This is a genomic window from Streptomyces sp. NBC_00207 (assembly GCF_045160965.1).
Lineage (GTDB): Bacteria > Actinomycetota > Actinomycetes > Streptomycetales > Streptomycetaceae > Streptomyces.
In genome coordinates this window covers 4,405,595-4,431,586 of sequence record NZ_CP130715.1, presented here as the reverse complement: position 1 = coordinate 4,431,586, position 25,992 = coordinate 4,405,595, and the positions used below count along the sequence as shown (strand labels likewise).

The window sequence follows — 25,992 nt, the reverse complement described above, 5'->3', positions numbered from 1 at the left end:
GGCCTACGTGAGGCCGAGGGCCGGCATCGCGTAGTAGAAGACGAACACCGCCGACACGACGTACATGGCCACCGGGACCTCGCGGCCCCGGCCGGTCGCCGCGCGCAGGGCGCAGAAGCTGATGAAGCCGATGCCGATGCCGTTGGTGATCGAGTAGGTGAAGGGCATCATCACCATGGCCAGGAACGCCGGGACGGCGATGGTGAAGTCGCTCCAGTCGATGTCCTTGACCGAGCCCGCCAGGATCAGGAAGCCGACCGCCACCAGGGCGGGCGTGGCCGCCTGGGACGGGACCATCGTGGCGAGCGGGGTGAGGAACAGCGCCACGCCGAAGAGGGCGCCCGTCACGACGTTCGCCAGGCCCGTACGGGCTCCCTCGCCGACCCCGGCCGTGGACTCCACGAAGCACGTGGTGGCCGAGGAGGACGTGGCGCCGCCCGAGGCGACGGCCAGGCCGTCGATCAGCAGGACCTTGTTGATGCCGGGGAACTCGCCGGTCTTCTTGTCGATCAGCTTGGCCTCGTCGCCGACGCCCAGGATCGTGCCCATGGCGTCGAAGAAGCAGGACAGCAGCACGGTGAAGACGAAGAGGATGCCGGTCAGCATCCCGACCTTGCCGAAGCCGCCGAACAGGCTGACCTCGCCGACCAGCCCGAAGTCGGGCGCGGCCACCGGGTTGCCCGGCCACTCGGGGACGGTGAGGCCCCAGCCCGAGTCGGGCACCTCGGCGACCAGCTGCACGACGACCGCCGCGAGGGTCATGACCACGATGGAGATCAGGATCGCGCCCGGCGTCTTGCGGATCAGCAGGGCGAGGGTGAGCAGCACGCCGATCACGAAGATCAGGACGGGCCAGCCGTCGAGGTGGCCGGTGCCGCCGAGCTGGAGCGGGACCGTGGTGTGGGCGGCGTCCGGGATGCGGGAGACGAAGCCCGAGTCGACCAGGCCGATCAGCATGATGAACAGGCCGATGCCGATGGCGATGCCCTTGCGCAGGCCCAGCGGCACGGCGTTCATGACCCGCTCGCGCAGGCCGGTCGCGACCAGCAGCATCACCACGAAGCCGGCCAGGACCACCATGCCCATGGCGTCGGGCCAGCTCATGCGCGGGGCGAGCTGGAGGGCGACGACCGTGTTCACGCCGAGGCCGGCGGCGAGCGCGATCGGGACGTTGCCGATGACACCCATGAGGAGGGTGGTGAAGGCGGCCGTCAGGGCGGTGGCCGTCACGAGCTGACCGTTGTCGAGCTGGTGCCCGTACATGTCCTTCGCGCTGCCCAGGATGATCGGGTTGAGCACGATGATGTAGGCCATCGCGAAGAAGGTGGCGAAGCCGCCGCGGACCTCGCGGGCGACGGTCGAACCGCGCTCGGAGATCTTGAAGTAGCGGTCGAGTCCTCCGGAGGGTTCCTGGAGGGAAGGCTCCGGGGCGGTGGCCGTGGGGGTGCTCATACGGTCCTCATTGGGTGATTCATACGAAGAAAATGGGCCACGCCCACACCGTTTCAGTATGAACACATGAACGAAAGGGCGTCCATCTCCGCGCGTAGACCACAAATTCACGCGCCTAGACTTGCCACATGGCGAAATGGACTGCGAAGCATGAGGCGCCCGAGCCCCTCGAGGGCCCCGTCGTCGCGACGATCACGGGTGGCACGATCCTGTGGTTCGCCCTCTTCCTCGTCCAGCTCCCCTTCTACGGGTGGTTCGCCGACCGCGGCCAGCTGTGGTGGGTCTGGACCTGCGCGGCCGGCGGCTTCCTCGGCCTGATCGGCATCTGGTACGTCCGCGGCCGTGAGGCTGCGCTCAAGCGCCACGCGGCGGAACGGGCCGAGCAGGCGGCGCGGGCTCCGCAGGACCCGGGCCCGACCCCGCAGGCCTGAGCACCCGCGCCTGAGCACGGCCTCTGGGCACGGCCCCTGAGCGCCCGCCCTCGAGTAGCCGCCCCTGGGTAGCCGCCCCACCTCATCTGAAGCCGTCCCCCTCGTCCCCTACCAAGGGACGATTCGGGTCATCCCGAGGTCGGATCTTCCCGCCGCTCGGCGGGTGAACCGTTCGAACCCCGCTTAACGTCGAAGGCATGACGCAGCGGGCGAAGATCGATCGGGACGGGCCGGAGCGAGCCGGCGCCGCCATCGACGCGGGGGCGGAGCTCGATCCGGTCCACCCGGTACGGCCACCCGCGCCCCGGTTCGAGCCCGGCGGGCTGACCACCGCCGAGGTCGCCGAGCGCGTCGCGCGCGGCGACGTCAACGACGTCCCCGTCCGCAGCAGCCGCTCCACCGTCGACATCGTCCGCGGCAACGTCTTCACCCGCTTCAACGCGATCATCGGCGTGCTCTGGGTGATCATGCTGATCGTCGCGCCGATCCAGGACAGCCTCTTCGGCTTCGTGATCATCGCGAACACCGGCATCGGCATCATCCAGGAACTGCGCGCGAAGAAGACCCTCGACGGGCTCGCCGTCATCGGCGAGGCCAAACCGAGCGTGCGCCGCGACGGCCGCACCGCGGAGATCTCCACCTCCGAGATCGTCCTGGGCGACGTCATCGAACTCGGCCCCGGCGACAAGGTCGTCGTCGACGGCGCCGTGGGCGAGGCCGAGGGGCTGGAGATCGACGAGTCCCTCCTCACCGGCGAGGCCGACCCCGTCCTCAAGAAGCCCGGCGACCAGGTCATGTCCGGCTCGTTCGTCGTCGCCGGCGGCGGTGCGTTCACCGCCACCAAGGTCGGCCGCGAGGCCTACGCCGCCCAGCTCGCCGAAGAGGCCTCCCGCTTCACGCTCGTCCACTCCGAGCTGCGCTCCGGCATCTCCACCATCCTCAAGTACGTGACCTGGATGATGATCCCGACTTCCATCGGGCTGATCATCAGCCAGCTGCTCGTCAAGGAGAACAACCTCAAGGACTCCATCGCCCGCACCGTCGGCGGCATCGTCCCGATGATCCCCGAGGGGCTCGTCCTCCTCACCTCCGTGGCCTTCGCGATCGGCGTCATCCGCCTCGGCCGCAAGCAGTGCCTCGTCCAGGAGCTGCCCGCCATCGAGGGCCTCGCCCGCGTCGACGTGGTCTGCCTCGACAAGACCGGCACCCTCACCGAGGGCGGCATGGACGTCACCGAGCTCCGCCCGCTCGGCGGCGCGGACGCGGCGTACGTCAAGAAGGTCCTCGGCGCCCTCGGCGAATCCGACCCGCGGCCCAACGCCAGCCTCCAGGCGATCATCGACGCCTATCCCGACAGCGCGGAGTGGCGCTGCACCGAATCCCTGCCCTTCTCCTCCGCCCGCAAGTACAGCGGCGCCAGCTTCAGCGAGGGCGACGGCGAGAACAACACCTGGCTGCTCGGCGCCCCCGACGTGCTGCTCCCCGCCGGGGACCCCGCCCTCGACGAGATCAACGAGCTCAACGAGCAGGGCCTGCGGGTCCTGCTGCTGGCCCGTTCCGGCCGCGAGCTCGACGACGAGGCCGTCGCCACCGGCGTACGGCCGACCGCCCTGGTCGTCCTGGAGCAGCGGCTGCGCCCCGACGCCGCCGACACCCTGCGCTACTTCGACGACCAGAACGTCAAGGCGAAGGTCATTTCCGGCGACAACGCGGTCTCCGTCGGCGCGGTCGCCGGCAAGCTGGGGCTGCCGGGCGCGGAGAACACCGTGGACGCCCGCAAGCTCCCGGCCGAGCAGGCCGACATGGCGCGGGTCCTCGACGAGAACTCCGTCTTCGGGCGCGTGACCCCCCAGCAGAAGCGGGACATGGTCGGGGCCCTGCAGTCCAACGGCCACACCGTCGCCATGACCGGCGACGGCGTGAACGACGTGCTCGCCCTCAAGGACGCGGACATCGGCGTCGCGATGGGTTCGGGCTCGGAGGCCACCCGCGCCGTCGCACAGATCGTCCTGCTCAACAACAGCTTCGCGACGCTCCCCTCGGTGGTCGCCGAGGGCCGCCGCGTCATCGGCAACATCACCCGGGTCGCGACCCTCTTCCTCACCAAGACGGTCTACTCGGTCCTCCTCGCGATCCTGGTGGTGTGCTCGCAGGTCGAGTACCCCTTCCTGCCCCGCCACCTGACGCTGCTGTCCACGCTCACCATCGGCATCCCGGCCTTCTTCCTGGCCCTCGCCCCGAACAAGGAGCGCGCGCGCCCGCACTTCGTGAAACGGGTGATGCGGTACGCGATCCCCGGCGGCGCGATCGCGGGGACGGCCACCTTCGTGACGTACCTGATCGCCCGCCACTACTACAGCGGCCCGGACGCCCTGAAGGCCGAGACCAGCGCGGCGACGCTCACGCTGTTCCTGACCTCGATGTGGGTCCTGGCGATCATCGCCCGCCCGTACACGTGGTGGCGGGTGGGCCTGGTCGGCGCCATGGGCGGGGCCTTCCTGATCGTCCTCGTGGTGCCGTGGCTGCAGGACTTCTTCCAGCTCAAGCTGGTGGGCACGACGATGCCCTGGATCGCGGTGGCCGTCGCCGCGGCCGCCGCGACCCTGATCGAGTTCACCTTCCACTGGGTGAACCGCAGGTTCCCGGCCTAGGGCGGCGCCAGGGCCGTGCCTAGGCGAGGCCCTCGGCGGTGAGGCCGGCGAGGACCGCCTGGCCCAGGGCCTGGACGGCGGACTGGGGGCGGACCATCACCGTGAACTCCTTGACGCGGCCCGCCTCGTCGAACTGCAGCAGGTCGATGCCGTGGATCTGCTTGCCGTCCACGGTGGCGCGGAAGGCCAGGATCGACGAGGGGGCCTCCGTGCCGTCGGCGCTCGTCTCGGCCGTCCCCTCGAAGTGGCCGACGTAGCGGAAGTCCTCGAAGATCCGCAGCAGGACCCCAAAGAGGCCCAGCACCATGGGGCGGCCCTCGAAGGGGGTGAACTTCACCGGGCTGTAGAGCCGGATGTCCTCGGTGAACAGGTCCTCCAATGCGGCGGCATCACGCTTCTCCACGGCGGCGCGGAAGCGTTCGGCGGTCTGCTGCTCCTTCATGACCCCTCCTCATACTCAAGAAATTGAGTAGTCATATTCATGAGTATGATGCGGGGGGAGACGAGGAAACGGAAGGGGGCTGCTGCGATGGCCTTGCGACACGCCGTACTGGCGGCGCTGCTGGACGGCGAGTTCAGTGGGTACGAACTGGCGAAGTCGTTCGACATCGGCGTCGCGAACTTCTGGCACGCCTCCCCCCAGCAGCTGTACGCCGAGCTGGCCAAGCTGGAGAAGGACGGGCTGGTCGAGGGCCGCCAGGTGGTCCAGGAGACCCGGCCCAACAAGCGCCTGTTCCAGGTCACCGACGCCGGCCGCGCCGAGCTGGAGGACTTCGCCGCGGCCGCGTCGAAGCCGCACGTCATCCGCGACGACCTCCTCGTCAAGGTCCAGAACGCCGACCGGATCGGCACCGTGCCGGTGATCGAACAGCTCGAAGAGCGGGCGGCCGCGGCCGAGGCCAAGATCGAGCTCCTCGGCAGGGTGCTGCGCAAGATGCGCGGCGACATGGACGAGGAGGAGTACCTGCTCCGGGGCGAACGGATCGGCGGGTACCTGACCGGACTGCGCGGCATCGCCTTCGAACAGGGCCACCGCGACTGGTGCCGCCGCAGCGCGGCCGTCCTGAGGGAGAGGCTGAACCGTGCCGAACGGTGAGTACCTGCGCTACGTCGCCCTGGGCGACAGTCAGACCGAAGGCCTCGGCGACGGCGACGACACCACGGGCCTACGTGGCTTCGCCGACCGCTTCGCCGGCCACCTCGCGGCCGTCAGCCCCGGCCTGCAGTACGCCAACCTGGCCGTGCGGGGGCGCCTCGCCGGCCAGGTCCGCGCCGAACAGCTCGGCCCCGCCCTGGCCCTGCGCCCCGACATCGCCACCGTCGTCGCAGGGGTCAACGACGTGCTGCGCCCCCGGTTCGACGCGGCAGAGGTCGCGGGCCACCTGGAGGAGATGTTCGCCGCGCTCACGGCCGCCGGGGCGCACGTGGCCACCGTGACCTTTCCCGACCTGGGCCGGATCGTGCCCCTCGCCCGGCCCCTCGGACCCCGCCTGGCCGACCTCAACGACCGCATCCGCGAGGCGGCCGCCCGGCACGGGGTCACCGTCGCGGAGACCGCCCGGCCGGAAGCCGTCGCCGACCCGCGGATGTGGACCACCGACCGGCTGCACGCCAGCACCCTCGGCCACGAACGCATCGCCGCCGCCCTCGCCCACGCCGTCGGCCTGCCCGGCAGCGACGACACCTGGACCCACCCGCTGCCGCCGCAGGCCGCCGCCCCGCCCGGATCGGCCCTGGCGGCCGAACTGCGCTGGGCCGCCGCCTTCCTCGGCCCCTGGCTGGGCCGCCGACTGCGCGGCCGCTCCTCGGGCGACGGCCGCACCGCGAAGCGCCCCCAGCTGCTGCCGCTGAGCGAATAGCCGGGGCCGGGTGTGTGCCGGGGCGCTCCCGGCGGGGCGCCGCTACCGGGGCTCCGCCCCGCAACCTCCCCCAGACTCCGTCCGGGGGGACCCCCACCCCTCAAACGCCGGCGAGGCTGGAATGTGCGGGACGGGTGTGTGCAGGGGCGCTCCCCGCAGGGCGTCGAACGCAAGGTGCCCCGGCCCGCCGACTCCCCGACACGTTCGACGCCCGAGGAGACGCCCCGGAGCACACCCGGCCCAAGCCGCACCGCCGAAGCCCGCACCCCGGCCGGCAAGGCCACCGGCGCCGGGCCGGAGAGGGCGGCCTAGTCGAACCAGCGGTCCCGGGCCAGTTCTGCCGTGCGGGACGGGTCCTCCAGTAGCGCCGCCACCTCGAAGCGGCGCGGCCACTGGCCCGCCGACCAGGCGAGGCCGGCCGCCACGCCCTCCAGCGTGGACGCGTGGAGGGTGCCGTCGGGGGTGCGGCGCCAGTCGAGTTCCGTGCCGCCCGCGACCAGCTCCTCGTGCTCGACGTACGTCGCCGGGGTGGCCGGGCCCAGCAGGACGCGCACCGACTCCGGGACCTCGTGCTCCTCGCCCGGCGTCGTCACCTCCGCCGGGACCGTCTCCGACAGGCGGCGCACCTGGAGCAGCTCCGCGAGGTCCGCCGCGCGGGACGGCGGCACCGGCAGCAGCGGGAGCCCCGCCGTCAGCGGCAGCAGGTCCGGGGCGTCCGCGATGACGGCGTCGGCCGCGTCCACCACCCGGACCTCGCCGTCCACCACCGCGCGCAGCTCGTCCGGCAGGGTGACCTGCTCGGGGTCCAGATCGGCCAGCGCCCCGTACAGGCCGTGCAGCTGCCGGCCCGTCACCTCGCGCTCCGGGTCGGCCAGCCGGGCCAGCAGCTCGGCCGCGCCGCCGGGCTCGTCCAGCAGGGCCGGCACGGTCGTCCGTACGCCCAGTGCCCGCAGGACCTGCTCGTCCTCGAAGCCCGTGGCGTCCGCCGGGGTGTAGAGGCCCGCCAGCAGCGGGTCGCCGCCCGCCGCGCGCAGGCCCGCCGGGCGGCGGCCGTCGAGCACCGGGTGGTCGCGCAGCCACCACGCGGTGTACGAGCGCACCGACTGCGTGGTGCCGTCCGGCAGCAGCACCCGTACGGGCTGGGTCAGCGCGTCGCGCAGCGGCGGCTGCGCGAGCATCGCCAGGGCCTGCGGCCAGCAGTCGTCGTCGACCAGGTCGAGGTCCCGTACGGCGACCAGCTCGGTCGCCACCGGCGGGACCGGGGTGTCCGGCAGCTGGTCCAGCAGGTCCTCGCACCACACGTCCACCGCGTCCAGCAGTCCCGCGTCGTCGGGCTCGGCGAAGTCCCCCTCCCGGGGCTCCAGTTCGTCCGGGTCGAGCACCACATCGGTGGCGCGCACCAGCTGGAACGTCGCCAGCACCCCGCAGGCGGTGAGCGGGCCCTCGCCCCAGCGCTGCGCCAGATCGGCGTCCACGTACGGGACCTCGTCCTCGCGGATGACCGCGGCGAGCGCCGAGCCCGGCATCAGCAGTTCGCCCGCCGGAACCAGTTCCCCGTCCTCGTCGGGCAGGGCCAGCGCGCCCAGCCAGGGCTCGTCGCCCGGCGCCAGATCGGCCTCCCGGACCAGCCCCAGGACCACCTCGGCCAGCTCGTCGGCGTCCAGGGTGTCCGCGTCCTCGTCCCAGATCTCCCCGGCGTCGAGGGACCCGGCGACGGCGGCCCGCACCTGCGGGGTCGTCAGCACGGCCCGCGCCGTGGCCGGCAGGGCTCCGAGCTTCTCCAGCAGCGGGTGCGCCGCGTCCGGGTGGGCCACCTTCAGCCCCAGCCGGGCCAGGTCCGCCGGGGTGTCCGCGTACGGCAGGAGGACGTGGCGCGGCCCGATGGTCGTGCGGCCGTCGGCGAGCGGCACGGGCAGGCCCGACAGCCGGTCGGGGTCCACCCCGGCGAGGCTGTCGTAGAGCCGGTGCCACCACTCGGGGGTCCGCTCGATGCCCGCGATCCGCTCGATGGCATCGCCCAGCGGGAGCCGGCCCACGCCCAGGGTGCGCAGCTCGGCGCGGCGCTCCAGGCCGGCCGGCAGCAGGGTCGGCAGGACCTCGGCGAGGACGCGTACGGTGTCGGCGCCCGCGCCCTCCACCACCTCGGCCTCGAAGGGGCGCAGGGCGGCCCGCTCCTCGGCGTGCTCGGGCGGTGCGGCCGGCGCGAGGAAGGCCGTGCGGGGGAGCCGCCGGAGCACGGCGGCGCGCAGGGCCCCGTCCAGCTCGCCCTTGCCGAGCGGGCCGGGGACCAGGTCGACGAGGCCGGTGCTCACCGGGTCCCAGGCGCCGAGGAGTTCGGCGTACGCGTCGGCCGCCCGCTCCACGAGGAAGTCGGTCAGCGGCCCGGGCGCGGGATGCCGGCGGGTGGTGTCCAGCGGCAGGGTCGCGATGAGGAGGGCCGGGATGCCCAGCGGCTCGTCGGTGGGGGTCGGCGCGTGCACCACGGGCGCCGTGGCCGGGCGCAGCGGGGCGCCGTCGGGGTCGACGGGCACGGCCCAGGACACCGCCCAGGCGGGCCGCAGCCGTTCTTCCACGGGCCGGTCGGCGAGCAGGGCGCGCTCGATGGGGCCGCCGTGGCGGACGGTGCGCCAGCGGTTGGTGCGGGTGCCGGAGGCGGTGGTGTCCTCGATGACGGTGTACGGGCCCTCGTCGCGGCGGTACAGCGCGCGGGAGCCGCCGGTCGGGGTCTCCACCACCACTTCGCGCAGCCCGGGCAGGGTGAGCAGCAGGGCGTCGTCGATGCCCGCGAGCAGCCGCTCCACCAGGTCCTCGGCGGCGGCGTCGCGCAGCGGGAGGACCACGACGGTGTCGTAGCCGTTGGGGGCGGTGCCCTCGGCGGGCAACGGGAGCCGCAGCAGCGGGACGTGGCCGTCGCGGCGGCGCAGTTCGTCGCCGAGGCCGGGGCTGCCGACGGAGGCCTCCCGGGCCAGCTCGCGGGCCTCGGCCAGGGACCAGCGGACGCCGCCGTGCCGGCCGAGCACCGCGGGCTCGTCGGAGACGGCGAGGACGGCCGCGAAGCCGACGCCGAAGCGGCCGACGCTGTCACCGGAGGGCTCCCGCTTGGCGGAGGCGCGCAGGGTGCTCAGCGACTCCACGCCCGTGGCGTCCAGCGGGGCACCGGTGTTGGCGACGGCCAGCAGCGCGTGGCCGTTCTCGCCCTCGTGCAGGGTGAGCCGCAGCCGGCCGGGCACCTTGGCCCGGGCCGCGGCGTCGGCGGCGTTCTGCGCCAGCTCGATGACGAGCCGGTCCCGGTAGCCGCCGAGGGCGAGGTCCTCCTCGGCGTTGGCGTCCTCGCGGAACCGGGCCGGGCCCGCGCCCCAGGCGTCGAGCACCCCGCGCCGCAGCCGGGCCGTGCCGAAGGGGTCCACGCCGCTCTGTGCCGCCGTCACTCGCACGCTCACGCCGCTGCCTCCACGCTGTGCCGCCTTCAAGAGTTTCCTCCGGACCCCTGAAGGTATCGCGTACGGAACTGGGCCTCACCCGTGAGGTGCGCGAACACGACGGGGTTCGCATCCCGGTGGCGGTCGGGGGTGAGCGTGCCGCCGCAGGTGACGGCGGCCTCTTTGCCCCGATCGTGGGGACCGAGGTCCCGGGAAGCACCGCGCGAAGGCCCGGAACGCGAAAGCGCCGCCGCTCCGGACTCCGGGCCACGGGAGGGGGCGGCCCGGTGTCGTGGGAGCGGCGGCCGGCAGCTCGTGGGCCGTCCTCACCGGGTCAATCGACGAGTTCGGTCCACTGGAGGTCGGCCGACGGGCGGCGGACCGGCGAGCTGCCACGTGATCGGGCCCTTGACCTGGGGCGACAGTAGGCGTCGCCCCCTCGGTCGGATCAACCTCATGCGCCGGTCCGCGACCGTCGGATGGCTTGAACTCGTCGGTGGCCCGAAGGGAGGTCCCGCCCCGCCGGGCACTTCTGCTCCCTGCCCGGCACGTTCTTCCGCGGCACCAACTGGAATGCCGATTTTTCGTGTACTTGAGCTTGGACGCTGGCCGAAACCGCACGTGACCGTGCGGAGTTCCCCGACCCGTGGAGGGGCCGGGAACGCCGAGGCCCCCGGCGACTTCACGTCACCGGGGGCCTCGGTACCGATCGTCAGGCTGCTTCGTCAGAGCTTCTCGATCACGTAGTCGATGCAGGCCGTCAGCTTCTGCACGTCGGCCGGGTCGATCGCCGGGAACATCGCGATGCGCAGCTGGTTGCGGCCCAGCTTGCGGTACGGCTCGGTGTCCACGATGCCGTTCGCGCGCAGCACCTTGGCGACGGCCGCCGCGTCGATGTCGTCCGAGAAGTCGATCGTGCCGATGACCGAGGAGCGCTTGTCGGCGTCCACGACGAAGGGGGTCGCGTACTTCGACGCCTCCGCCCAGCCGTACAGGTTGCGCGCGCTGGCCGCCGTACGGCCGGTGGTGAACTCCAGGCCGCCCTGGCTGTTCATCCACTCCAGCTGCTGGTCCAGCAGGAAGAGGGTGGCCAGCGCCGGGGTGTTGTACGTCTGGTTCTTCAGCGAGTTGTCGATCGCCGTCGGCAGCGAGAAGAACTCCGGGATGTGCCGGCCCGACGCGTGCACGCGGGCGGCGCGCTCCAGGGCGGCCGGGGAGAACGCGGCCAGCCACAGGCCGCCGTCCGAGGCGAAGGACTTCTGCGGGGCGAAGTAGTAGACGTCGGTCTCGGTGATGTCGACCGGCAGACCGCCGGCGCCCGAGGTCGCATCCACCAGGACGAGTGAACCGGCGTCGGCGCCCGCGACGCGCTTGACCGGCGCCGCGACACCCGTCGAGGTCTCGTTGTGGGTGTACGCGTACACGTCCACGCCCGCCTCGGCCACCGGCTCCGGGTGGGTGCCCGGCTCGGAGGAGATCACGGACGGCTCGTCCAGCCACGGCGCGAGCTTCGCGGCCTTGGCGAACTTGGAGGAGAACTCACCGAAGGTGAGGTGCTGGGACTTCCGCTCGATCAGGCCGGCGGTCGCGATGTCCCAGAAGGCGGTGGAGCCGCCGTTGCCCAGGATCACCTCGTAGCCCTCGGGGAGGGAGAAGAGGTCCCGGATGCCCTGGCGCACCGAGCCGACCAGGTTCTTGACCGGGGCCTGGCGGTGTGAGGTTCCGAGCAGGGAGGTACCGGTGGCGGCGAGGGCGTCCAGCGCCTCGGTCCGCACCTTGGAGGGGCCCGCGCCGAAGCGTCCGTCGGCGGGCTTGATGTCAGCGGGAATCTGGATCTCAGCCACGAGCGGAGCGTATCCGGTCCAGGTCCGCGCCTTGGAGGCGCGTCCACCCGATGAGACGCAGCCGGACGGTGCGAGGGTGGGAGCGTGACGTCACCCGGGGAACTCGAACGGACATTGCGGGCGGAGCTGCGCGGAGAGGTCGACTTCGGGGCCGCCGCCCGGGCACTGGCCACCATGGACGCCTCCAACTACCGGCGCGTCCCGGTCGGTGTGGTCGCCCCGCGCGACGCCGAGGACGTGGCGGCCGCCCTCCGCGTGTGCGCCGCGGCCGGCGTTCCGGTCGTCCCGCGCGGCGGCGGGACCTCCATCGCCGGCCAGGCCACCGGCACCGGAGTGGTCCTCGACCTCACCCGGTACATGAACGCCCTGGTGTCGGTGGACCCGGCCGCCCGCACCGCCGTGGTCCAGCCCGGCCTGGTGCTCGACCGGCTGCAGGACGCGGTGCGCCGGTACGGGCTGACCTTCGGGCCCGACCCCTCCACGCACTCCCGCTGCACCCTCGGCGGCATGATCGGCAACAACGCGTGCGGCGCCCACTCGGTGGCCTGGGGCACCACCGCGGACAACGTGGCCGAGCTGGCGGTGACGGCGTACGGGGGCGCCACGCACCGCCTCGGGACGGGCTGGTCGGGGGCGCCGCAGGGGCTGCGGGAGCTGGTCGAGGGGAACCTGGCCGTCCTGCGCACCGGGATGGGCGGCGGCTTCTCCCGGCGGATCTCCGGCTACGGCGGACTGGACGCGCTGCTGCCCGAGCGTGGGGCGCAGCTCGCGCGGGCCTTCTGCGGGAGCGAGGGCACGCTCGGGGTGGTGACCGAGGCCGTCGTGCGCCTGGTGGAGGCGCCGCGCGCGCCGGTCCTGGCCGTCCTCGGGTACGCCGACGAGAGCGCTGCGGCGGACGCGGCGGCCGGGCTGCTCCCGTACCGGCCGCTGACGTTGGAGGGGATGGCGGAGGACCTGGTGCGCGGGGCGGCGGGACTGCCGCGGGGCGGGGCCTGGCTGTTCGTCGAGATGCGGGACGAGGCCGCGGCGCGGGAGCTCGTCCGGGGCGCCGACGCGCTCGACGCGGTGGTGGTCACCGACCCGGCGGGCCGGCGGGCCCTGTGGCGGATCCGGGAGGACGCGGCGGGCACGGCGACGCGGCTGCCGGGGGGCGAGATGGCCTGGCCGGGGTGGGAGGACTGCGCGGTACCGCCGGCCCGGCTGGGCGCGTACCTGCGGGAGTTCCGCGCGCTGCTGGCGGCGCACGGGCTGCGCGGGTCCCCGTACGGGCACTTCGGCGAGGGCTGTGTGCACGTGCGCATCGACTTCGACCTCGTCTCGCCGGCCGGGGTGGCCCGCTTCCGCGCCTTCTCCGGCGACCTGGCCGATCTGGTCGTCGCGCACGGCGGCTCGCTGTCGGGGGAGCACGGCGACGGGCAGGCACGGGCCGAACTGCTGCCGCGCATGTACGGGCCGGAGGTGATCCGGCTCTTCGGCGCGTACAAGGACGTGTGGGATCCGGCCGGCGGGATGAACCCGGGGATGCTGGTCCGGCCCGCGCGGCTCGACGAGAACCTCCGCTTCGCGGTGCTGCCGGCCACGCCGTTCGCGGGGGAGGTCGCGCGGTGCGTCGGCGTCGCCAAGTGCCGCACCGCGGACGTAGGCGGCGGGCCGGGGGTGATGTGCCCGTCGTACCGGGCCACGGGGGAGGAGCAGCACTCCACGCGCGGCCGGGCCCGGCTGCTGCACGAGATGCTCGCGGGGGAGATCGTGCGGGACGGCTGGCGCTCGGCGGAGGTCGCCGAGGCGCTGGACTTGTGCCTGAGCTGCAAGGGCTGCCTCAGCGACTGCCCGGTGGGCGTGGACATGGCCACGTACAAGTCGCAGTTCCTGCACCACCACTGGTCGGGCCGCATCCGCCCGCTCGCGCACTACGCCCTGGGCGGCCTCCCGGCCTGGCTCCGCCTGATCGCCGCGCTGCGGATGGCGGGCGTCGTGAACGCGGCCTCCCGCCTCCTCCCCGTCCCGGGCCTGACGCGGGAGCGGGGGCTGCCGGAACTGGCCCGTGTGCCGTTCACCCGCTCCCTTCCGGCTCCGCCCGGGGGTACCCCCGGACGCAGTCCGGGGGAGTTCGGGGCGCGGGTCCGGGCCGAGCCCGGGAGCCGCCCGCAGGGCACCGCACCCACGGCCACCCTCACGGCCACCCCCACGGCCACCCCCACGGCCACCCCCACCGTCATCCTCTGGCCCGACACCTTCACGGAGTACCTCGCCCCGGAGGCCGGCCGCGCAGCGGCAAGGGTCCTGCGGGCGGCCGGCCTCACCGTGACCGTGCCCCGCGGCGGAACGGTCTGCTGCGCCCTGACCTACGTCTCCACCGGCCGCCTCGACCGCGCCCGCAAGGTCCTCCACCGCACGCTGACCGCCATCGGCGACGTCCGGGCACCCGTGGTGGTGCTGGAACCCAGCTGCGCCGCGGCCCTCCGTACGGACCTCCCCGCCCTCCTCCCCGACGACCCCCGCGCGGCCCGCCTGGCCGCAGCCGTCCGCACCTTCGCCGAGGCCCTGGAGGAGTACGCCCCAAACTGGCGGCCGCCCCGCCTCGACCGCGCGGTGGCCGGGCAGACCCACTGCCACCAGCACGCGGTCCTCGGCGATGCGGCGGACCGCCGGCTGCGCGAGCGGGCCGGCCTGGTGGGCGAGCTCAGCGGTGGCTGCTGCGGTCTGGCCGGGAACTTCGGCTTCGAGCCGGGCCACCACGAGGTGTCGGTGGCCTGCGCGGAGGAACAGCTGCTCCCGTCGTTGCGCGCGGCCGGTCCGGACGTCCTGATCCAGGCGGACGGCTACTCGTGCCGCACCCAGATCGCCCAGCTGGGCGGGGTCCGGGCCCGCCACCTGGCGGAACTCCTGGAGGAGGGCCTGACGGCGGATCTGTAAGGCAAGATCTGTAAGGCAAGACCCCGCTGGACACTCCTTACGGAGCGCGTAATCTGGATGAATGCCCGCACCCTCCGCATCCCCCTCCCCGTCGCCCTCGCCGGCTGCCGCGGCGGCCCCCGCCCCCGTATCGGCTCCGCTGCCCGCCGAGGGCCGTGGCCGTGGTCTCGGGCCGGTCGCGCTGGTGATCTCGGCGGGGATCTCGGTGCAGTTCGGCGCGGCCCTCGCGGTCATGATCATGCCGAGGGCGGGTGCGGCGGGCGTGGTCACCCTGCGCCTCGCGGCCGCCGCGGTCGTGCTGCTCCTCCTGTGCCGGCCCAAGGTCCGCGGCCACTCCCGCTCCGACTGGGGCACGGTGCTCGCCTTCGGCGTCGCCATGGCCGCCATGAACGGGCTCTTCTACCAGGCCATCGACCGGATCCCGCTCGGCCCGGCCGTCACCCTGGAAGTGCTCGGGCCGCTGGCCCTGTCCGTCTTCGTCTCCCGGCGCCTGGTGAACCTCCTGTGGGCCGGCCTCGCCCTCGGCGGCGTGGTCCTGCTCTCCGGACACGGCGGGGGCGGCCTCGGCTTCGGCTCCCTCGACCCGCTGGGCGCGGCCTACGCGCTCGGGGCGGGCGCGATGTGGGCGGCGTACATCGTCTTCAGCGCGCGTACCGGCCGCCGCTTCCCGCAGGCGGACGGTCTGGCCCTGGCGATGGCCGTGGCCGCGGTCCTCTCGCTGCCGCTGGGCATCGTCGGCGCCGGCTCGGACCTGCTGGTCCCGAGCACCCTCGCGCTGGGCGTCGGCGTGGCCGTACTGTCCTCGGTCCTGCCCTACACGTTGGAGATGCTCGCCCTGCGGCGGATGCCGGCCCCGACCTTCGCGATCCTGATGAGCCTGGAGCCGGCCATCGCCGCCTCCGCGGGCTTCCTCGTCCTGAACCAGGCCATGTCCGCACGGGACGCCCTGGCCATCGCCCTCGTGATCGCGGCCAGCATGGGCGCGGTCCGCTCCCAGATCCGGAAGCAGCCCGCCTGATGGACGCCGCCACCTACCTGGCCGGGGCCCCCGAGGCCCGCCGCCCCGCCCTCACCCGCCTGCGGGAACTGTGCCTCGCGGAACTGACGGACTTCGAGGAGGTCATCGCGTACGGGATGCCCGCGTACGTGCGGCCGGGAGAGACCGCCGCGGAGATCGCCTGGGCGAACCAGAAGCAGTACATCTCCTTCTACCTGCTGCGCACGGACGTACGGGACGCCTTCGAGGACCGCCTGGCCGCCCACGACATGGGCAAGGCCTGCCTCCGTTTCCGCAACCCGGCCAGGGTCGACTTCGACCTCCTGCGCGACCTCCTGCGCGCCACGGCGACGGCCGCCCCGGGACCGGTCTGCGCGTAGCGGCCCGGAGGCCGCCGCGCTCAGAAGCCGAGGGCGAGGGCCGCGGCCGCCGGGGCGGCGTAGATCATCGGGAAGGCGACGTGGGCGTAGGAGCGGGCGCGCAGGACGGTGATGACGGCGCCGGTGAAGTAGAGGACCAGGCCGATGGCGGCGGCGATGCCGACGGCCGGGACCCAGAGCCCCACGACCAGGCCGGCGGCGCCGGCGACCTTGGCGGTGGCGAGCCGGTTCCACCAGCTGCGCGGGACGCCGTACTCGGCGAGCGGCTCGACGGTGAACTTGGCGCCGAAGAAGATCGAGGCGCCGGAGAAACCGGCCATGAAAGCGGCGACCAGGGTGACGACGGTGGCGGTGGTGGACATGATGCGGGCTCCCTCTGCTCGGCGGCTCTCTGCGCGCCTTTCACTCCACTGACCCGGGGGAACGCAGGAGTGTGACCGGCCGGGGGAAGTTTTTTTTCTCCTGGGTTTCTCCTCGGTCTGCACGCCCGCCCCGCCGGCCCGCGGGACCGGCGGGGCGGGCGCACGGCTTTCAGCCGAGCGGCAGGTCCAGGTAGGAGGGCGTCGCCTCGGGCGAGGTGAAGGCCAGCGTCGCGCGCGGCAGGTTGGCGTCGCCGTAGAACGGGTCGCGGGCGTCGATCACCAGCATCAGGCGGTGGCCGCGCGGCACGTCGTACGCCGTCGCCTGGAGGTCGATGTCCGCGCTGATCAGGCTGTCGGGCGGGGAGTCGGCGTCGGTGTACGGGGCGTGCGTGACGAGATGGGCCGCGCCGTCGGGCGCCGCGTCGAGGAGGTACGCCACGAAGGTGGAGCCGGGGTTCGCCGCCCGGTACGTCACGCGCAGCCGCGGAGTGCCCCGCAGCCGGACGGTCTCCGCGGCCGGGTCCGCTTCCCACACGGCGGCGACGGTGCGGTCGATGGCGTCGGCCGGGTAGACCTTCGGGCGGCCGGCGATCTCGTCGTAGCCGGACTCGACGACCTTGTCGGCGACGGTCGCCGGGGTGTCCACCCCGCACACCACGGTCGCGGTCCAGCCGGCCTGCGGCTGCTCGGCCAGGTCCCCGCCGTCGGCCAGGTGCAGCCGTTGCACGCTCTCGGTGAGGGAGGGCCAGCTGGGGCGGGGTTCGAGGGTCTTGCTCCACATGACCTCGCCGAGCACCTGGCCCTCGGCGCCGATGCCGTTGTCGATCCCCTTGAGGTGGTGGTCGAACCAGCGGTGGGCGTCCGTCCAGATCCGGTTCGGCAGCCCGAGCATGCCGGTCATCTCCGGCCCGGAGTGGTCGCCGATGGAGACGGCGAGGCGCTTGGGGCCGGTCAGCTCGTTGAACATCTTCAGGGTCTGGTTGGGCGGGAAGAGCGTCTCGTGCCAGGCGTGCGAGAAGAAGACCGGCACCTGGCGGCGGTTGAGCTCCTTGATGTGGCTGAAGGGCGAGCGCGTCTCCGCCCAGCGCAGGGTGCCGGGGATGTCGCGGTTGCCGAGGACGTTGTCGAAGACGCTGTGCGTCTGCGGGCTCAGCCGCGCCTTCGCGGCCGCCTTGAGCAGGGCCCGTACGGCGGCGAGGTGGCGGGTGGAGTTCTCGTAGAAGGCCTCCCCGAGATCGCCCCAGCTGCTGAGCGCGACCACGGCGTCGACGCGGGTGTCGTGCGCGGCGACCAGCTGGCTGATGCCGGAGCCGTACGAGTCCCCGAGGAAGCCGATCCTGGTCACGGGCCCGGAGCTGCGTTCGATGAGGTGGTCCAGGGCCCGGCTGCCGTCGGCGACGTCGAGCGGGCCGGCCACGTCGACCTGGCCCTCGGAGCCGCCGAAGCCGCGGGCGGAGTAGGCGAGGACGTTGTAGCCGCGGGCCGCGAACAGGCTGGCCTGGACGGCGTACGGGAGCCAGCCGAGGCTGGTCCAGGGCGAGGGCATGACGATCGCCGGGCGCGGCTGGGCCCCGGTGTGCCGCCAGAGCGCGGCGTCGAGGAGGTCCCCGTCGGCGCCGGTCACCTTGCCGCGGGTGAACACGGCGAGGGAGCGGACCTCGGCCACCTCCGCGGCACGGGCGGGGGCGAGGCCGGTGACGTCGCCGCTCTCCAGGGCGGCGACGAAGGCGCTGAGGGCGGTGGCGTCGAGTTCGGGATAGAGGGAGAAGGGGGGTTGGGCGGCTGGAGTCACGTCAGTCCATCCTCTTCGTCGTGGATCGAACGTGGTGCGCGCGCCCGGGCCCGGAGCGGAACGTTCAGTATCGACGGGACATCCGGTGACGTATCGCGAGTTTCCGGCTTACGGCCTGAATCGCCCCTCCGTGCCCGGCGGCCGCCGCGCCGCGGGACCTGCGGTCGACGGGGCGGCGCGGCAACTCGCCTTCCGTCGTGGTGGTTTGGTGCGGGTGGCGGGAAGGTGCCGTCTCCCGAGAAAATCATGCAAGCGTGCTTGATTGTTTTATCGGGTGCTGCCAGTCTTCCCTCACGCCGAGAGGGGAGCGCACCGTGCCCGATCCGTCCGCCGTCGACGCCGCCGTCGCCGTCCTTGCCGATCTGCGCGAGGAGGGCCATGAACTCGAAGCGCTGGTAGGGGAGTTGACCGAGGCCGACTGGGCCCGGCCCACCCCCGCACCCGGCTGGAGCATCGCCCACCAGATCGCCCACCTGCACTGGACCGACCGCGCCTCACTGCTCTCCCTCACCGACGCCGACGGCTTCGGCCTCATGGTCGAGGAGGCGCTGAAGGCCCCCGACACCTTCGTCGACGAGGGCGCGGAGGAGGGCGCGGCGCTGCCGCCCGCCGACCTGCTCGCCCGCTGGCGGGCCACGCGCGCCGCCCTCGACGAGGCGCTCGCCGCAGCCTCGCCCGACACCCGGTTCCCCTGGTACGGGCCGCCGATGAAGGCCGCCTCCATGGCGAGCGCCCGGCTGATGGAGACCTGGGCGCACGGCCAGGACGTCGCCGACGCGCTCGGCGTGCGCCGCACCCCGACCGCGCGGCTGCGGCACGTGGCGCGGATCGGCGTACGGGCCCGCGACTACGCCTACGCCGTACGCGGACTGCCCGCGCCCGCCGAGGAGTTCCGGGTCGAGCTGACGGCCCCCGACGGCGCCGGGGTGTGGACGTACGGGCCGCCGGACGCCCCGCAGCGGATCACCGGCCCGGCGCTCGACTTCTGCCTCCTGGTCACCCAGCGGGCCCACCGCGCCGACCTGGCCCTCACCGCGACCGGCCCCGACGCGGACCGCTGGCTGGACATCGCCCAGGCCTTCGCGGGCCCGGCGGGCGCGGGGCGCGAGCCGGGGGCCGCCCGATGACGCCCCGGCCCCCTGCCGACCGCCCGCTCCTCATCGGCAACGCCTCCGGCTTCTACGGAGACCGCTTCGACGCCTTGCGCGAGATGCTGACCGGCGGCCCGCTCGACGTGCTCACCGGGGACTACCTCGCCGAGCTGACCATGCTGATCCTCGGCCGCGACCGCCTGAAGAACCCGGACCTCGGCTACGCCAAGACCTTCCTGCGCCAGCTGGAGGAGGGGCTCGGGCTCGCCCACGAGCGGGGCGTACGGATCGTCGCGAACGCGGGCGGCCTCAACCCGGCCGGACTCGCCGACGCCGTACGGGCCCTGGCGGCCAAGGTGGGCGTCCCCGTCACGGTGGCCCACGTCGAGGGCGACGACCTCACCCCGTACGAGGACGGGGCGCTGACCGCCAACGCCTACCTCGGAGGCGCCGGGATCACCGCCTGCCTGCGGGCCGGCGCGGACGTGGTGGTGACCGGCCGGGTCACCGACGCGGCGCTGGTCAGCGGCCCGGCGGCCTGGTGGTTCGACTGGGCCCCGGACGACTACGACAAGCTGGCGGGGGCAGTGGTCGCGGGCCACGTCCTGGAGTGCGGAACCCAGGCCACCGGCGGCAACTACGCCTTCTTCACCGCGCACGACGTCCGCCGCCCCGGGTTCCCGCTCGCGGAGATCTCCGCCGACGGCTCGGCGGTCATCACCAAACACCCCGGCACGGGCGGGGCCGTCACCCCCGGCACCGTCACCGCCCAACTCCTCTACGAGACCCAGGGCGTGCGCTACCTCGGCCCCGACGTGACCGCCCGCCTGGACACGGTCCGCCTCTCCGAGGACGGCCCCGACCGCGTCCGCGTCTCCGGCGTGCTCGGCGAACCCCCGCCGTCCACCCTCAAGGTGGGCATCACCCGCATCGGCGGCTGGTGCAACGAGGTCGTCTTCGTCCTGACCGGCCTGGACATCGAGGCGAAGGCAGCCCTGGTCCGCACCCAGATGTCCGAGGCCCTGGAGGGCGTGGCCACCGCCGACTGGACCCTCGCCCGCACGGACCACGAGGACGCCCCGACGGAGGAGACGGCCAGCGCCCTGCTGCGGCTCGTGGTCCGCGACCCGTCCCCGGACCGGGTGGGCCGCGCGCTGACCTCGACGGCCATCGAACTGGCCCTGGGCAGCTACCCGGGCTTCCACGTCACCACCCCACCGGGCCCGGCCCAGCCGTACGGGGTCTTCACGTCGACCCTGACCCCGGCCGCCGAGGTCCCCCACGCGGCAGTCCTCCCCAACGGCACGCACCTGCCGATCCCCGCTGCGCGGAGCCTGTCCCCCACCCCGCCCCTTCCCGAAACTGTGGGCTCCGCCCCCAGCCCCCCGTCCGGGGGCTCCGCCCCGGACCCTTCGGGGGCTCCGCCCCCGGACCCCCGCTCCTCAAATGCCGGCGAGGCTGGAATCTCAGCCCCTCCGGCGTTTGAGGAGCGGGGTCTGGGGCGGAGCCCCAGTTTCGGGAAGGGGCGGGTAGGGGAGAGCCCCGCAGGGCCCACCACCCGCGCCCCCCTCGGGGCACTGGCCGGGGCCCGCAGCGGCGACAAGGGCGGCGACGCCAACGTAGGCGTCTGGGTCGAGTCCGACGAAGCGTGGACCTGGCTGCACGACACCCTCACCGCAGAGGTGTTCCAGGACCTGCTCCCCGAGACCCGCCCGCACCCGGTGCACCGGCACCCGCTCCCGAACCTCCGCGCCCTCAACTTCACCCTCACCGGCATCCTCGGCGCCGGCGTGGCCTCCGGCCACCGCTTCGACCCCCAGGCCAAGGCCCTCGGCGAATGGCTCCGCGCCCGTCACCTCGACATCCCGACCCACCTGCTGCCCGAAACCGCCCCGGAGGGGACCGCCCGATGACCCGCCTCCGCACCACCGTCGACCCGCACGCCCCCGAGCACGCGCAGGCCCGTACCGCCGCCCTGGAACGCCTCGCCGCCCTCGACGCCGAGCACGCCAAGGCCCTGCAGGGCGGCGGGGAGAAGTACACGGCCCGCCACAGGCAGCGCGGCAAGCTCCTGGCCCGCGAGCGGGTCGAGCTGCTCCTCGACCCGGACACCCCGTTCCTGGAGCTGTCCCCGCTGGCCGCCTGGGGCAGCGACTACCCCGTCGGCGCCTCCATGGTCACCGGCATCGGCACGGTCGAGGGCGTCGAGTGCCTGGTCACCGCCAACGACCCGACCGTCCGCGGCGGCGCCAGCAACCCGTGGACGCTGAAGAAGGCGCTGCGGGCCAACGAGATCGCCCGGCAGAACCGCCTGCCCTGCATCAGCCTCGTGGAGTCCGGGGGCGCCGACCTGCCCTCCCAGAAGGAGATCTTCATCCCGGGCGGCGCGATCTTCCGCGACCTGACCCGGCTCTCGGCCGAGGGGATCCCGACCGTCGCCGTCGTCTTCGGCAACTCCACCGCCGGAGGCGCGTACATCCCGGGCATGTCCGACCACACCATCATGATCAAGGACCGTTCGAAGGTGTTCCTCGGCGGTCCGCCGCTGGTCAAGATGGCCACCGGCGAGGAGAGCGACGACGAGTCCCTCGGTGGGGCCGACATGCACGCCCGCACCTCCGGCCTCGCCGACTACTACGCCCTCGACGAGTACGACGCGATCCGCCAGGCCCGCCGCGTCGTCGCCCGGCTCAACCACCGCAAGGCCCACCCGGATCCGGCCCCGGCGCAGGAGCCGAAGTACGACCCCGAGGAACTCCTCGGCATCGTCCCGCCCGACCTCAAGACGCCCTTCGACCCGCGCGAGGTCATCGCCCGCATCGTCGACGCCTCCGACTTCGACGAGTTCAAGCCGCTCTACGGCACGAGCCTCGTCACCGGATGGGCCACCCTCCACGGCTATCCGGTCGGCATCCTCGCCAACGCCCAAGGCGTGCTGTTCAGCGCCGAGTCCCAGAAGGCCGCCCAGTTCATCCAGCTCGCCAACCAGCGCGACATCCCGCTGCTCTTCCTCCACAACACCACCGGCTACATGGTCGGCAAGGAGTACGAGCAGGGCGGCATCATCAAGCACGGCTCGATGATGATCAACGCGGTCTCCAACTCGAAGGTCCCGCACCTGTCCGTGCTCATCGGCGCGAGCTACGGCGCCGGCCACTACGGCATGTGCGGCCGCGCCTACGAGCCCCGCTTCCTCTTCGCCTGGCCCAGCGCCAAGTCCGCCGTCATGGGCCCCCAGCAGCTCGCCGGAGTGCTCTCCATCGTGTCCCGGCAGTCCGCCGCCGCGAAGGGGCTGCCGTACGACGAGGAGGCCGACGCCGGGATGCGCGCCTTCGTCGAGGCGCAGATCGAGTCCGAGTCCCTGCCGATGTTCCTGTCCGGGCGGCTGTACGACGACGGGGTCATCGACCCGCGCGACACCCGTACCGTCCTCGGCCTGTGCCTGTCGGCCGTCCACAACGCCCCCGTCGAGGGCGCCCGTGGCGGCTTCGGCGTCTTCCGGATGTGAGCCCGCACATGACCCAGCCGATCAGCTCCCTGCTCGTCGCCAACCGCGGCGAGATCGCCGTACGGATCTTCCGCACCGCCCGCGCCCTGGGCCTGGCCACCGTCGCCGTCCACTCCGACCCGGACGCCGACGCCCTGCACGTGCGCGAGGCCGACGCGGCCGTACGCCTGCCGGGCGCGGCCCCCGCCGACACCTACCTGCGCGGCGACCTGATCATCAAGGCCGCCCTCGCCGCCGGAGCCGACGCCGTCCACCCCGGCTACGGCTTCCTCTCCGAGAACGCCGGCTTCGCCCGCGAGGTCCGGGACTCCGGCCTGACCTGGATCGGCCCGCCGCCCGAGGCCATCGAGGCCATGGCCTCCAAGACCCGGGCCAAGGACCTGATGCGCGCCGCCGGGGTACCGCTCCTGGACCCCGTCGACCCGGCCGCCGCCACCCCCGCGGACCTGCCCCTGCTCCTGAAGGCCGCGGCCGGCGGCGGCGGACGCGGGATGCGCGTCGTCCGCGACCTCGGCAGCCTCGCGGAGGCCCTCGACGCGGCCTCCGCCGAGGCCCGCTCGGCCTTCGGTGACGGCGAGGTCTTCGCCGAGCCCTACGTCGAGCGCGGCCGCCACGTCGAGGTGCAGATCCTGGCCGACGCCCACGGCACCGTCTGGGCGCTCGGCACCCGCGACTGCTCCCTCCAGCGCCGCCACCAGAAGGTCATCGAGGAGGCCCCGGCGCCCGGCCTGCCGGGGGCCCTGCGCGAGAACCTCCACGCCGCCGCCGTCGCCGCCGCCCGCGCCGTCTCCTACCGGGGCGCCGGCACCGTCGAGTTCCTCGTCACCGCCGACGGACGCCCGTACTTCCTGGAGATGAACACCCGCCTCCAGGTCGAACACCCCGTCACCGAAGCCGTCTTCGGCCTCGACCTCGTCGCCCTCCAGCTGCGCGTCGCCGAGGGCGAGGCCCTGCCCCTGTCACCGCCGGAGCCCACCGGCCACGCCGTGGAGGCCCGCCTCTACGCCGAGGACCCGGCCCGGGACTGGCGCCCGCAGACCGGAGCCCTGCACACCCTCGCCGTCCCCGGCGACGTCCGCGTGGACACCGGATTCACCGACGGGGACACGGTCGGCATCCACTACGACCCCATGCTCGCCAAGGTCATCGCCCACGCCCCCACCCGCGCCGAGGCCGTACGGGCCCTCGCCCACGCCCTCGCCGGAGCCCGCATCCACGGGCTCACCACCAACCGCGAACTCCTCGTACGGTCCCTGCGCCACCCGGAGTTCACCGCCGGGCGGCTCGACACCGGCTTCTACGAGCGCCACCTCGACGCCCTCACCGAGGGGGCCCCGGACGCCACCCACGCGACCCTCGCCGCCGCCCTCGCCGAGGCGGCCCCCGCCCCGGACGCCCCGCTCGCCACCCGCCTCGGCGGCTGGCGCAACGTCCGCTCCCAGCCGCAGATCCGCCGCTACGCGGTGGCCGGCGCCGAGTACGAGGTCCGCTATCAGGCCGGCCGGCTCGTCGACCACCCCGGTATCCGGGTCCTGGCCGCCACCCCCGCGCTCGTCACTCTCGAAATCGAGGGAATCCGGCGGGTGTTCCACGTGAAACGAAATTCGAACAGGGCCGACGCGACCGAGATCTACGTGGATTCCGCACTCGGCGCCCACACCCTCACCCCCGTCCCCCGCTTCCCCGACCCCCAGGACCGGACCGAACCGGGCTCCCTCCTCGCCCCCATGCCCGGCACCGTCGTCCGCATCGCCGAGGGCCTCGCCCCCGGCAGCGCCGTCACCGCCGGACAGCCCCTGCTCTGGCTGGAGGCCATGAAGATGGAGCACCGCATCCTCGCTCCCGCCTCCGGCACGCTCACCGCGCTCCACGCCGTCACCGGCCAACAGGTCGAATTCGGTGCCCTGCTCGCCGTAGTCCAGGAGGAAACGCAGCCATGAGCTCCGCCACCAGCACCATCGAGACCGAAGAGCACCAGGCCCTGCGCACGGCGGTCGCCGCCCTCGGGCAGCGCTACGGCCGCGAATACCTCGTCCGCGTCGCCCGCGAAGGCGGCCACCCCGACGAGCTGTGGGCCGACGCCGCGAAGCTCGGCTACCTCGGGGTCAACCTGCCCGAGGAGTACGGCGGCGGAGGCGGCGGCATCGCCGAACTGTCCATCGTCCTGGAGGAACTGGGCGCGGCGGGCTGCCCGCTCCTGATGATGGTCGTCTCGCCCGCCATCTGCGGCACGGTCATCTCCCGCTTCGGCACCGCGGCCCAGAAGCAGGCCTGGCTCCCGGGCCTCGCCGACGGCACCCGCACCATGGCCTTCGGCATCACCGAACCCGACGCCGGCTCCAACTCCCACCGGATCACCACCACGGCCCGCCGCGACGGCGACGACTGGATCCTCACCGGCCGCAAGGTCTTCATCTCCGGCGTCGACATCGCCGACGCCACCCTCATCGTGGGCCGCACCGAGGACGCCAGGACCGGCAGCCTCAAGCCCTGCCTGTTCATCGTCCCCCGCGACGCTCCCGGCTTCTCCCGCTCCGTCATCGACATGGAACTCCAGGCCGCGGAGAAGCAGTTCGAGCTCGTCCTCGACGAGGTACGGCTGCCGGCCGACGCGCTCGTAGGCGACGAGGACGCGGGCCTGCTCCAGCTGTTCGCCGGACTCAACCCCGAGCGGATCATGACCGCCGCCTTCGCCATCGGCATGGGCCGCTACGCCCTCGCCAAGGCCGTGGACTACGCGAAGACCCGGCAGGTCTGGAAGGAGCCCATCGGCGCCCACCAGGCCGTGGCCCACCCGCTGGCCGCGGCGCACATCGAGCTCGAACTGGCCCGGCTGATGATGCAGAAGGCTGCCCGCCTGTACGACGCGGGGGACGACATGGGGGCCGGGGAGGCCGCGAACATGGCGAAGTACGCGGCGGGGGAGGCCTGCGTCCGCGCGGTGGACCAGGCCGTCCACACCCTCGGCGGCAACGGCCTCACCCGCGAATACGGGCTCGCCTCCCTCATCACCGCCTCTCGCGTGGCCCGGATCGCCCCCGTCAGCCGCGAGATGATCCTCAACTTCATCTCCCACCAAACCCTGGGCCTCCCCAAGTCCTACTGACCAACCCGACCCCACTCCTCAAGCGCCGGAGGGGCTGAAATGCCCAGCCCTGCGTGCACGTGCAGGCTGACGCCGGCCAAATCCAGCCTCGCCTGGGGGTACCCCCGGACGGAGTCTGGGGGAGTTTGAGGCGATCTTTGAGCCCCGCCGGCGATTGAGGCGCGGGTCCGGGGCGGAGCCCCGG

The 25,992-nt window shown here is 73.5% G+C and carries 18 protein-coding genes; 12 read left to right on the top strand and 6 right to left on the bottom strand.

The genetic code is table 11. The features are described from left to right. Positions 1 to 3: 3 nt before the first annotated feature. Entirely contained in the window at positions 4 to 1,452 is a 1,449-nt protein-coding gene (locus OG472_RS20855; RefSeq protein WP_383569937.1) for an NCS2 family permease, read from the bottom strand. A 128-nt stretch (positions 1,453 to 1,580) separates the two neighbouring features. Between OG472_RS20855 and OG472_RS20850 the strand changes: the two genes are divergently transcribed. Further along, on the top strand, positions 1,581 to 1,883 hold the full coding sequence (locus OG472_RS20850; RefSeq protein WP_401608197.1) for a DUF2530 domain-containing protein: 303 nt from the start codon (positions 1,581 to 1,583) through the stop codon (positions 1,881 to 1,883). Positions 1,884 to 2,080: 197 nt separating this feature from the next. Continuing rightward, positions 2,081 to 4,534: an HAD-IC family P-type ATPase gene (locus tag OG472_RS20845; RefSeq protein ID WP_405941879.1), complete on the top strand. Its 2,454-nt coding sequence runs from the start codon at positions 2,081 to 2,083 to the stop codon at positions 4,532 to 4,534. Between the two features lie 19 nt (positions 4,535 to 4,553). On the opposite strand, the gene OG472_RS20840 is transcribed toward OG472_RS20845, so the two are convergent. Further along, entirely contained in the window at positions 4,554 to 4,976 is a 423-nt protein-coding gene (locus OG472_RS20840; RefSeq protein ID WP_405830710.1) for a nuclear transport factor 2 family protein, read from the bottom strand. Positions 4,977 to 5,063: 87 nt separating this feature from the next. On the opposite strand from OG472_RS20840, the gene OG472_RS20835 reads away from it, so the two are divergent. After that, positions 5,064 to 5,630: a PadR family transcriptional regulator gene (locus OG472_RS20835; protein ID WP_401608206.1), complete on the top strand. Its 567-nt coding sequence runs from the start codon at positions 5,064 to 5,066 to the stop codon at positions 5,628 to 5,630. Beyond that, the gene (locus OG472_RS20830; protein ID WP_405941878.1) at positions 5,617 to 6,393 is read left to right on the top strand and encodes an SGNH/GDSL hydrolase family protein; all 777 of its coding nucleotides are present in this window, start codon (positions 5,617 to 5,619) and stop codon (positions 6,391 to 6,393) included. The genes OG472_RS20835 and OG472_RS20830 overlap by 14 nt, the downstream gene beginning before the upstream one ends. Before the next feature lie 308 nt (positions 6,394 to 6,701). Here the strand turns inward: OG472_RS20830 and OG472_RS20825 are convergent, their stop codons facing one another. Together OG472_RS20825 and serC are read right to left on the bottom strand one after the other, a co-directional pair. Continuing rightward, entirely contained in the window at positions 6,702 to 9,833 is a 3,132-nt protein-coding gene (locus tag OG472_RS20825; protein WP_405941877.1) for a sacsin N-terminal ATP-binding-like domain-containing protein, read from the bottom strand. Positions 9,834 to 10,537: 704 nt separating this feature from the next. Continuing rightward, positions 10,538 to 11,656, bottom strand: a complete 1,119-nt coding sequence (serC, locus tag OG472_RS20820; protein WP_351300224.1) for a phosphoserine transaminase — start codon at positions 11,654 to 11,656, stop codon at positions 10,538 to 10,540. Positions 11,657 to 11,830: 174 nt separating this feature from the next. On the opposite strand from serC, the gene OG472_RS20815 reads away from it, so the two are divergent. The 3 genes from OG472_RS20815 to OG472_RS20805 all read left to right on the top strand — a co-directional run bounded on the left by OG472_RS20815 (position 11,831) and on the right by OG472_RS20805 (position 15,949). Beyond that, positions 11,831 to 14,572: an FAD-binding and (Fe-S)-binding domain-containing protein gene (locus tag OG472_RS20815; protein WP_405943197.1), complete on the top strand. Its 2,742-nt coding sequence runs from the start codon at positions 11,831 to 11,833 to the stop codon at positions 14,570 to 14,572. Between the two features lie 61 nt (positions 14,573 to 14,633). Beyond that, on the top strand, positions 14,634 to 15,590 hold the full coding sequence (locus tag OG472_RS20810) for an EamA family transporter (RefSeq protein ID WP_401608217.1): 957 nt from the start codon (positions 14,634 to 14,636) through the stop codon (positions 15,588 to 15,590). Next, a complete protein-coding gene (locus OG472_RS20805) occupies positions 15,590 to 15,949 on the top strand; it encodes a DUF1801 domain-containing protein (protein WP_401608218.1) in 360 nt (119 codons plus the stop codon). Before OG472_RS20810 ends, OG472_RS20805 begins: the two co-directional genes overlap by 1 nt. A gap of 20 nt (positions 15,950 to 15,969) precedes the next feature. On the opposite strand, the gene OG472_RS20800 is transcribed toward OG472_RS20805, so the two are convergent. Then, on the bottom strand, positions 15,970 to 16,311 hold the full coding sequence (locus OG472_RS20800) for a DoxX family protein (protein ID WP_401608220.1): 342 nt from the start codon (positions 16,309 to 16,311) through the stop codon (positions 15,970 to 15,972). Positions 16,312 to 16,480: 169 nt separating this feature from the next. Further along, complete coding sequence (locus OG472_RS20795) at positions 16,481 to 18,103, bottom strand: CocE/NonD family hydrolase (protein ID WP_401608223.1); 1,623 nt, start codon at positions 18,101 to 18,103, stop codon at positions 16,481 to 16,483. Between the two features lie 314 nt (positions 18,104 to 18,417). Here OG472_RS20795 and OG472_RS20790 point away from each other — a divergent pair, with 314 nt between their 5' ends. The 5 genes from OG472_RS20790 to OG472_RS20770 are packed head-to-tail and all read left to right on the top strand — an operon-like array spanning position 18,418 to position 25,808. Then, positions 18,418 to 19,230 (top strand): TIGR03084 family metal-binding protein, encoded by an 813-nt coding sequence (locus tag OG472_RS20790; protein WP_405941876.1) that lies wholly within the window; start codon positions 18,418 to 18,420, stop codon positions 19,228 to 19,230. After that, the gene (locus OG472_RS20785) at positions 19,227 to 21,107 is read left to right on the top strand and encodes an acyclic terpene utilization AtuA family protein (protein ID WP_405941875.1); all 1,881 of its coding nucleotides are present in this window, start codon (positions 19,227 to 19,229) and stop codon (positions 21,105 to 21,107) included. The genes OG472_RS20790 and OG472_RS20785 overlap by 4 nt, the downstream gene beginning before the upstream one ends. Next, the gene (locus OG472_RS20780) at positions 21,104 to 22,702 is read left to right on the top strand and encodes an acyl-CoA carboxylase subunit beta (RefSeq protein ID WP_401608228.1); all 1,599 of its coding nucleotides are present in this window, start codon (positions 21,104 to 21,106) and stop codon (positions 22,700 to 22,702) included. Before OG472_RS20785 ends, OG472_RS20780 begins: the two co-directional genes overlap by 4 nt. An 8-nt stretch (positions 22,703 to 22,710) precedes the next feature. After that, positions 22,711 to 24,642: an acetyl/propionyl/methylcrotonyl-CoA carboxylase subunit alpha gene (locus tag OG472_RS20775; RefSeq protein ID WP_405830695.1), complete on the top strand. Its 1,932-nt coding sequence runs from the start codon at positions 22,711 to 22,713 to the stop codon at positions 24,640 to 24,642. Continuing rightward, positions 24,639 to 25,808, top strand: a complete 1,170-nt coding sequence (locus tag OG472_RS20770) for an acyl-CoA dehydrogenase family protein (RefSeq protein ID WP_401608232.1) — start codon at positions 24,639 to 24,641, stop codon at positions 25,806 to 25,808. Before OG472_RS20775 ends, OG472_RS20770 begins: the two co-directional genes overlap by 4 nt. Positions 25,809 to 25,992 lie beyond the last annotated feature (184 nt).

Bases quoted from the DNA above. Each gene is read 5' to 3' on its own strand.
- OG472_RS20855 (WP_383569937.1), bottom strand. From the start codon at position 1,452: ATGAGCACCCCCACGGCCACCGCCCCGGAGCCTTCCCTCCAGGAACCC.
- OG472_RS20850 (WP_401608197.1), top strand. From the start codon at position 1,581: ATGGCGAAATGGACTGCGAAGCATGAGGCGCCCGAGCCCCTCGAGGGC.
- OG472_RS20845 (WP_405941879.1), top strand. From the start codon at position 2,081: ATGACGCAGCGGGCGAAGATCGATCGGGACGGGCCGGAGCGAGCCGGC.
- OG472_RS20840 (WP_405830710.1), bottom strand. From the start codon at position 4,976: ATGAAGGAGCAGCAGACCGCCGAACGCTTCCGCGCCGCCGTGGAGAAG.
- OG472_RS20835 (WP_401608206.1), top strand. From the start codon at position 5,064: ATGGCCTTGCGACACGCCGTACTGGCGGCGCTGCTGGACGGCGAGTTC.
- OG472_RS20815 (WP_405943197.1), top strand. From the start codon at position 11,831: ATGGACGCCTCCAACTACCGGCGCGTCCCGGTCGGTGTGGTCGCCCCG.
- OG472_RS20810 (WP_401608217.1), top strand. From the start codon at position 14,634: ATGCCCGCACCCTCCGCATCCCCCTCCCCGTCGCCCTCGCCGGCTGCC.
- OG472_RS20805 (WP_401608218.1), top strand. From the start codon at position 15,590: ATGGACGCCGCCACCTACCTGGCCGGGGCCCCCGAGGCCCGCCGCCCC.
- OG472_RS20800 (WP_401608220.1), bottom strand. From the start codon at position 16,311: ATGTCCACCACCGCCACCGTCGTCACCCTGGTCGCCGCTTTCATGGCC.
- OG472_RS20785 (WP_405941875.1), top strand. From the start codon at position 19,227: ATGACGCCCCGGCCCCCTGCCGACCGCCCGCTCCTCATCGGCAACGCC.
- OG472_RS20780 (WP_401608228.1), top strand. From the start codon at position 21,104: ATGACCCGCCTCCGCACCACCGTCGACCCGCACGCCCCCGAGCACGCG.
- OG472_RS20775 (WP_405830695.1), top strand. From the start codon at position 22,711: ATGACCCAGCCGATCAGCTCCCTGCTCGTCGCCAACCGCGGCGAGATC.
- OG472_RS20770 (WP_401608232.1), top strand. From the start codon at position 24,639: ATGAGCTCCGCCACCAGCACCATCGAGACCGAAGAGCACCAGGCCCTG.